This is a genomic window from Methyloglobulus sp. (assembly GCF_046714055.1).
Classification (GTDB): Bacteria; Pseudomonadota; Gammaproteobacteria; order Methylococcales; family Methylomonadaceae; genus Methyloglobulus.
The window spans coordinates 1-6854 of record NZ_JBKKBJ010000053.1 but is presented as its reverse complement, the minus strand read 5'-3'; the positions used below and the strand labels follow the sequence as shown (position 1 = coordinate 6854).

The window sequence follows — 6854 nt, the reverse complement described above, 5'->3', positions numbered from 1 at the left end:
GTATAATCCTATAGTTTTTTATTTAAAGTTAATATTTGGGGATTGACTTATCTATGACAGGATGTGCCGACGACAGGAGGCGCATCACTCTGGTAATGCACTCGAACGATACCCACAGGGCACAAGTGTGCTTTGTTCATAAGCAATTCCTTTAACCCCCATTTATAGGCCCATAGAGTATGCCGAGGTACGAGGCACATCATAGGCAATAAGTCTACCGTAAAAGTTGCGACTTTTGGCATCAAAAGCGGCCTTGCCGCGCATACTTGGCTTGGGTCATGGCGATATTCGGACTTTCCGGATTGACCCTTAGCTCCCGCGTCGCCGGATGGATGACGACATCCATGTCCTCCATTGGAATCGTGCCTAGCAAGACCTCATCCCCCATAATCATTGCTCCTACAAAGGCATTGCGATTTTGAAACTTGACTTGTATCGGCCCTGCATAAGGGTTGAGTTGTTTGCTGCCATCAGCCAGGGTGACTTCCCGGTCTTCAAGCGGCTTAAGCTTAAGCTGTAGAGCTAGGTGCTTAGGGATGCGCAGATGCAAAGCGCCAGAGCCGACCAAAGCTCGAGATTCAATGGATAACAACTCTGGATAAACAGGATTAGAAAGCGTTAGGTTTGCATAGACCAGTCCCATGTGATCATCCTCCTTATTGGATTTATGATTACTTTATCATCAACTGGATGGCTTGGCTTGTTTATTGAAGTGTCACTAGCCTTGATGAAGATTTTAATAAAGAAGTCGGATTTCATCTTCAGGGAAATGTTTTTAATCAACAGGAATAATGAAGATCATGTCACCTTTGCTGTTGTGTGAAAATCACTTGAGAATTGCAGTTTATTGAAAATAAATAGCTGGTACGTATATTCCAGCTACACCACAATTACTAAAAATGAGCTATCAGAGAATAATAAACGTAAGTAAAGGTGGTGATTAGACCTTACATATATAGACTGGTTTATATGAACCAACCTGGATTACTGAAAATCAGTGGAAATAATCAATGTGTTTAGATCTGTCTGATAAAATCTGAATTTATCTTGAAACATGATTGTTCAATTCTCAATTTATTGCTAGTAATGAATTTCAAACGAGTGCCAGTGATAGCTTATCTATGCCTACTGCCAATCTTGCTTACGCTGGGCGTTTGGCAACTCAACCGGGCGGAAGAAAAACGGGCATTAATCGGGTTACAAGAGCAGCGTCAGTCATCAGAGAAATTGGTACTGTCAGCAACAATGCCGGGCAGTGCGGAAGCGCTTTTATATAAACCTATACAGGCAGTAGGGCATTATGATGGCAACCATCAGTATTTGCTGGACAATCAGGTCAGCAAGGGCAAGGTGGGATATTTTGTGTTGACTCCGTTCCGTTTAAACAACGAAAACAAGGCTGTCCTTGTCAATCGGGGCTGGCTGCCTTTAGGTAAGGGTCGATCTGATTTGCCAGATGTTAATGTCGAACTAAGGGAAATCACCATGACAGGTCGAATTAACCGTTTTCCCACAGTGGGGTTAAAATTGGTCGGAGCGGAGATTCCAACCGATAGCTGGCCCGCTTTAGTCCAGGTGATTGATACTGATGTGTTAGCCAAACAGCTAGGCTATCCCTTATTCAACTTTCAGGTTGAGTTGGACAAAGAAGCCGGCTATGGCTTTAAGCGGGAATGGCGGGAACCGCTTACGATGTCGCCGGAAAAACACGTCGCCTATGCGGTACAATGGTTCTTGTTGGCAATAACACTTACCGTGCTGTTTGTTAAGTATGGTTTTAAAAAACGGCATGATTAACCAACAAAAAAATCGTTTATTTGTGCTGCTGATTTTTGGTATGGCTATTATTCCTTTTATGATAGCCTGGATATTAGGCGGAAAAGCATCTTTTATTGAAGGCAAGACCAATAAGGGGCAACTTATCACACCAGTTGTGGCAACCAAACGTAGTGATTTAACAGGGTTGGATACATTTTCTGCCGATAATATCGCTGAATTACAAGGGCATTGGCTGATGTTGAATGTAGTCCCGCAAGAGGATTGCAATAATATCTGCTTAGCGGCGATTCATAAGACCAAGCAACTACGTTTGATGATGAATAAAGACCTGACCCGCACCCGGCGGGCGGTCATTTTTTTTAAGGATGTCAAGCCGGAAACGGCAAATCAATGGTTGCAAGATGATAAAGTGTTATTGAAAGTTAAGCCCAGCGCAGCATTAAGCAAAAAGATTGCCGAAATCAGGAACGGCACACTACCGGATGGCATGTTGTTGTTAATGGATCCACTGGGTAATTTGATGATGCAGTACGAACCCGGTTTTGACCCTTACAAAGTCAAAAGTGATCTCATGCACTTATTGCGAATTTCACAAATTGGCTGATGGAAGAAAATGTATAGAAAAATTACTCTGCTGGGCGTTGTTTTGGCGCTGGTCGTCATTGTGGCGGGATCGCTTGCCAAGTTGCTGGGATCGGAATCTCTGTTTGGTTTTATCCAACCACAAGGAACCCATTTTAAGGCTGCATACGCATTAGCCGCAGTTACCTTGGTGGCGCTGTTGATGTCATGGTGGCAAGCCCATTGCCGTACAGCCGCTATGACAACGTCTTTTTGTCTGGCGGGTTTGCTGGGTTTGCAGATAGCGTTAGGGATAGGGATATTAAAAGCGCCTGATCAAGCTATCCTGATAACAAGACATTTGTCGTTGGGAATGCTCCTTTTCTGGTTATTTTTCTGGCTTTATCTGCGGACTGATCGGGGTATTTCCCTTGCTGCTGAACGCACTGGGCCGGTATTGTTTGCCCGCTTCTCAATGGTGTTGCTGTTTTTGCAAATCGTGTTAGGTAGCTGGATAAGCGTCAATCATGCGGCTTTGGCCTGTTCCGGCTTTCCGCAATGTAACGGGCAATGGTGGCCGGAAGCGGATTATCAAGGCGCGTTGAATGGCTTGATGACTGGGGCTGGCAATATTTCTGTCGAAGCCCAGATTGCGATGAACTGGTTGCACAGGGTAGTTGCCCTAGCCTGTTTTATTCTATTTAGTTGGTTAATGCTGGTTGCTATCGCAGCAAAACATTCAAAATCTGTACGAAAAGCCGGGTTATGGCTGAGTTTTCTGCTATTTGTACAAGTGATCTTGGGGGTTGTCGGCGATAAATTTGCCATGCCACTCTGGGTGGTCGTTGCCCATACCGGCTTTGCTGCATTGCTGATGCTGCCGCTGATTACGATTAGTTTTTATAGTCGTTATGGTTTTGTTGAGGTTCTGCCATCCGTTAAGGAAACACGTCCCGAACCAGCAGTTATCGAGACCAAACCAGAACCTGAGGGCATTTTGCCGAAGGTGCTTGCACCAGAAGCAGTAACAATAGCGCTAGAAGAGCCTTATGTAGAACCCGCCCCTGAATCCCTTTATCTACGCCTTAAAACTCAGCTAGCGCGTACCCGGACAGGTCTTGGCAGTATTCTGGCTAGTTTGCCTGGCCAAAAAAATATTAATGCGGATATTTTGGAAGAGATTGAAGCCAGTTTGCTGATGGCCGATGTGGGCATTGATGTCACCTCGAAAATTATCAATCGCCTTACCCAAAGCCTTGAACGCCAGCAACTCGGTGACAGCACGGCGTTGACATCAGCCTTGAAACAAGAATTACTCAGTATTCTTGCGCCTTGCAGCAAGCCTCTACGGATTCCTGAACAGGAAGACCCCTTTGTTATCCTAGTCGTCGGGGTGAACGGTGTAGGCAAGACGACGACCATTGGCAAACTTGCCAAACGCTTGAAGGCACAAGGGCATAGTGTGATGTTGGCGGCGGGTGATACGTTCAGGGCGGCGGCGGTTGAGCAGTTGCAAATCTGGGGGCGGCGTAATAATATTCATGTGGTGGCGCAGCATACCGGGGCTGATTCCGCGTCCGTTATTTATGACGGCATTCAATCAGCGCAATCAAAAGGTGTGGATGTCCTGATCGCGGATACCGCCGGGCGCTTGCACACCAAGTCCAAATTGATGGAAGAATTGAAAAAAGTAAAACGCATCATGGCTAAGCTGGACGAAACCGCGCCCCATGAAGTCATACTGGTGTTGGATGCAGGCACGGGACAAAATGCGCTTTCACAAGCCAAGTTATTTAATGAAGCGATTGGTTTGACTGGCCTAGTCCTGACCAAGCTGGATGGCACGGCAAAAGGCGGTGTCATTTTTGCGCTCGCCAAGCAGACGGGCATTCCCATCCGCTTCATAGGTGTAGGTGAAGGCATTGATGATTTGCAGGATTTTAATGCGGAAACCTTTGTTGATGCCTTGTTCGTCAAAGACTGAACTTGTTAAAGATTGAAACCAGCCATGCTAAAGTTTGAAAATGTCACAAAGCGCTATGCCGAGACGGGAGATGTCCTGCGGAATGTCAGTTTTCATCTGCGGCAAGGTGAAATCGCATTTCTCACTGGGCATTCAGGCGCGGGTAAAAGTACGGTATTGAAATTGATTGCGTTGATGGAGCGGTCTACGCGAGGCCAAATTGTACTGGACGGGCACAACTTCAATTCGGTGAAAGAGCGCCATGTGCCTTATATACGCAGAAAAATGGGCTTTATCTACCAGGATTATAAGCTGCTTCAGGACAGGACAGTGTTTGATAATGTCGCTTTGCCCTTAGTCATAGCAGGCTACGGGCATCATGAGATTTCACGGAGAGTACGTGCGGCCTTGGATAAGGTCGGTTTATTAGGGAAAGAAAAAAAATTTCCGTTGGGCTTGTCGGGCGGGGAACAACAGCGTGTCGGTATTGCCAGGGCAGTCGTCAATAAGCCGCCCATGATTATTGCGGATGAACCCACCGGTAACCTGGATCCGGAATTGTCTGCGGAAATCATGTTATTATTTGAACAGTTTCAAAAAGTTGGCGTTACCATCCTGATTGCGTCCCACGATATTTCCCTGATAGAACAAATGAACCATCGCGTCTTAAGGCTGGATCACGGTCAATTGGTGGCGGGTTAAGCGATGAAGCAGATTGACAAATATCCTCGTAAAGCCAAGGCAGTAAAGCAGGATGTCCGCCAGACGCAAAGTGCGGGCGGCAGCTTTACCGACCGATTGAAGGCTTATCGGGATCAACACGCGCAGGCATTGTTTTCAAGTCTTGGGCGCTTGTTTTCTACGCCTTTTACCTCGACGATGACGATCGGTGTGTTAGCTATCGCAATTGCACTGGCTAGCGGATTTTATCTGGTCGTCGTCAATTTACAGCAACTGACCGCAGGCTTGGAGTCCAGCAACCAAATTTCCTTGTTTTTGCGGGATGAAATTTCTGAAGCCCATGCCAAGCAATATGCAGATACGATCCGCAAAAACCCGAACGTACAGGACGTGAAAGTGATTACCAAGAAACAGGCGATGGAGGAGTTCAAGGGCTATAGCGGTTTTGGTGACGCAATTGATGTGTTGGAAAAAAATCCTCTTCCCATCGTTATAGAGGTCTTGCCCAAGGATGCGCTGGTAGACAAACAAGCATTAACAAATCTATTTGAGAATTTTAAAAAATCTACCAAAGTTGATTTTGCCCAGATGGATTTCGCCTGGGTTGAGCGTTTGCAGTCCATAGTGTCCACAGCCCGCTTAGGCGCTATTCTGCTCGCCTTAGTGCTGGGGTTAGCCGTGTTCTTTATCGTCGGCAATACGATTCGCCTGGAAATACATAATCGTCGTGAGGAAGTGATTATTGCCAAACTGGTCGGCGCTACGAATGGTTTTATACAAAGGCCGTTTTTATATACCGGGTTTTGGATAGGTTCTCTCTCTGGCGTGGTCGCGTGGTTTATTGTGACCATTATGATGCTGATTCTAAGGCAGTCCGTCGAAAACCTTTCCGGCTTATACGAGGGCGCATTTCATTTGCTGTTTTTTAGCTACCTGGAAACCCTCGTCTTGCTGGCTACGTCTACCCTTTTGGCTGTGGTCGGTTCATGGCTAGTCCTGCATATTCAGGTCAAACAATTGCAGCCAGAATAACCAAGTCGAGGACGGTCAGTTACCGACCCAAAGGGGACAGTGAAGCTTGTATTTTGAAACCAGATAGCGCTGGAGTTTTTGCGCTTTACGAAACCTGTTATTAGACCTATAATTAGGTCTTCATAAAATATTATATCTGGCAGACAAATGACCTATCAAGTACTTACCGAAATTGCAGCAAGCATTTCTGAATTAAAGGCTAACCCCATGAAGGTTGTCGCTAGTGGTAATGGGATGCCTATTGCCGTATTAAACAGGAATGAGCCAGCTTTCTATTGTGTACCCGCTGCTGCTTATGAAGCCATGGTGGAACTGATTGATGACATCGAGCTGTTAAAGCTTGTTAAGGAGCGACAACACGAAGAATCCATTCAGGTTGCGCTCGATGACCTATAAATTGGAATTCAAAAAATCTGCTCTCAAAGAATGGGACAAGCTTGCACACACGATCAAAGATCAGTTTAAAAAGAAACTAAAAGAACGCCTGGAAAACCCCCACATTCCTTCTGCCGCTTTGTCAGGAGCCAAGAATATCTATAAAATCAAACTGCGCCAACTTGGGTATCGCCTCGTATACTCTGTAGAGGACAAAACAGTTACCGTAACTGTCATTGCCGTAGGTAAACGCGACAGAAATGAAATATACGATGTAGCACTATCAAGACTTCGTGATTAATCTTGTGTCGTATCCGAGCCGGACGGGTGGCCATTAGGGAATCTCTATTAATCGTAATTTAAACCGCCTTACTGAGAAGACACTGAAAATATTTGAATTATCCGAAAAGATGGTCGTTTTGAGGCCAGTTTTGATTGTTAGGCCCTGTTTATTGAAGGATTT

At 45.7% G+C, this 6854-nt stretch carries 8 protein-coding genes; 7 read left to right on the top strand and 1 reads right to left on the bottom strand.

Features of this window, described 5'->3' with window-relative positions:
• Positions 1-241: 241 nt before the first annotated feature.
• Complete coding sequence (locus tag ACLQ6D_RS03175; RefSeq protein ID WP_411725817.1) at positions 242-643, bottom strand: clan AA aspartic protease; 402 nt, start codon at positions 641-643, stop codon at positions 242-244.
• Positions 644-1086: 443 nt separating this feature from the next.
• On the opposite strand from ACLQ6D_RS03175, the gene ACLQ6D_RS03170 reads away from it, so the two are divergent.
• The 7 genes from ACLQ6D_RS03170 to ACLQ6D_RS03140 all read left to right on the top strand — a co-directional run bounded on the left by ACLQ6D_RS03170 (position 1087) and on the right by ACLQ6D_RS03140 (position 6692).
• Entirely contained in the window at positions 1087-1797 is a 711-nt protein-coding gene (locus ACLQ6D_RS03170; RefSeq protein WP_411725816.1) for an SURF1 family protein, read from the top strand.
• Positions 1790-2383 (top strand): hypothetical protein, encoded by a 594-nt coding sequence (locus tag ACLQ6D_RS03165; RefSeq protein ID WP_411725815.1) that lies wholly within the window; start codon positions 1790-1792, stop codon positions 2381-2383. Before ACLQ6D_RS03170 ends, ACLQ6D_RS03165 begins: the two co-directional genes overlap by 8 nt.
• Before the next feature lie 9 nt (positions 2384-2392).
• Positions 2393-4324, top strand: coding sequence for a signal recognition particle-docking protein FtsY (gene ftsY, locus ACLQ6D_RS03160; protein WP_411725813.1), 1932 nt, complete (start codon positions 2393-2395; stop codon positions 4322-4324).
• Positions 4325-4348: 24 nt separating this feature from the next.
• Positions 4349-5005 (top strand): cell division ATP-binding protein FtsE, encoded by a 657-nt coding sequence (gene ftsE / locus ACLQ6D_RS03155; protein ID WP_411725812.1) that lies wholly within the window; start codon positions 4349-4351, stop codon positions 5003-5005.
• A gap of 3 nt (positions 5006-5008) precedes the next feature.
• The gene (gene ftsX, locus ACLQ6D_RS03150; RefSeq protein WP_411725811.1) at positions 5009-6016 is read left to right on the top strand and encodes a permease-like cell division protein FtsX; all 1008 of its coding nucleotides are present in this window, start codon (positions 5009-5011) and stop codon (positions 6014-6016) included.
• Between the two features lie 147 nt (positions 6017-6163).
• Positions 6164-6412, top strand: a complete 249-nt coding sequence (locus ACLQ6D_RS03145) for a type II toxin-antitoxin system Phd/YefM family antitoxin (RefSeq protein WP_411725810.1) — start codon at positions 6164-6166, stop codon at positions 6410-6412.
• Positions 6402-6692 carry a type II toxin-antitoxin system RelE family toxin gene (locus ACLQ6D_RS03140; RefSeq protein WP_411725809.1) on the top strand — a complete coding sequence of 97 codons (291 nt, stop codon included), beginning with the start codon at positions 6402-6404 and terminating at the stop codon, positions 6690-6692. The genes ACLQ6D_RS03145 and ACLQ6D_RS03140 overlap by 11 nt, the downstream gene beginning before the upstream one ends.
• Positions 6693-6854: the final 162 nt, after the last annotated feature.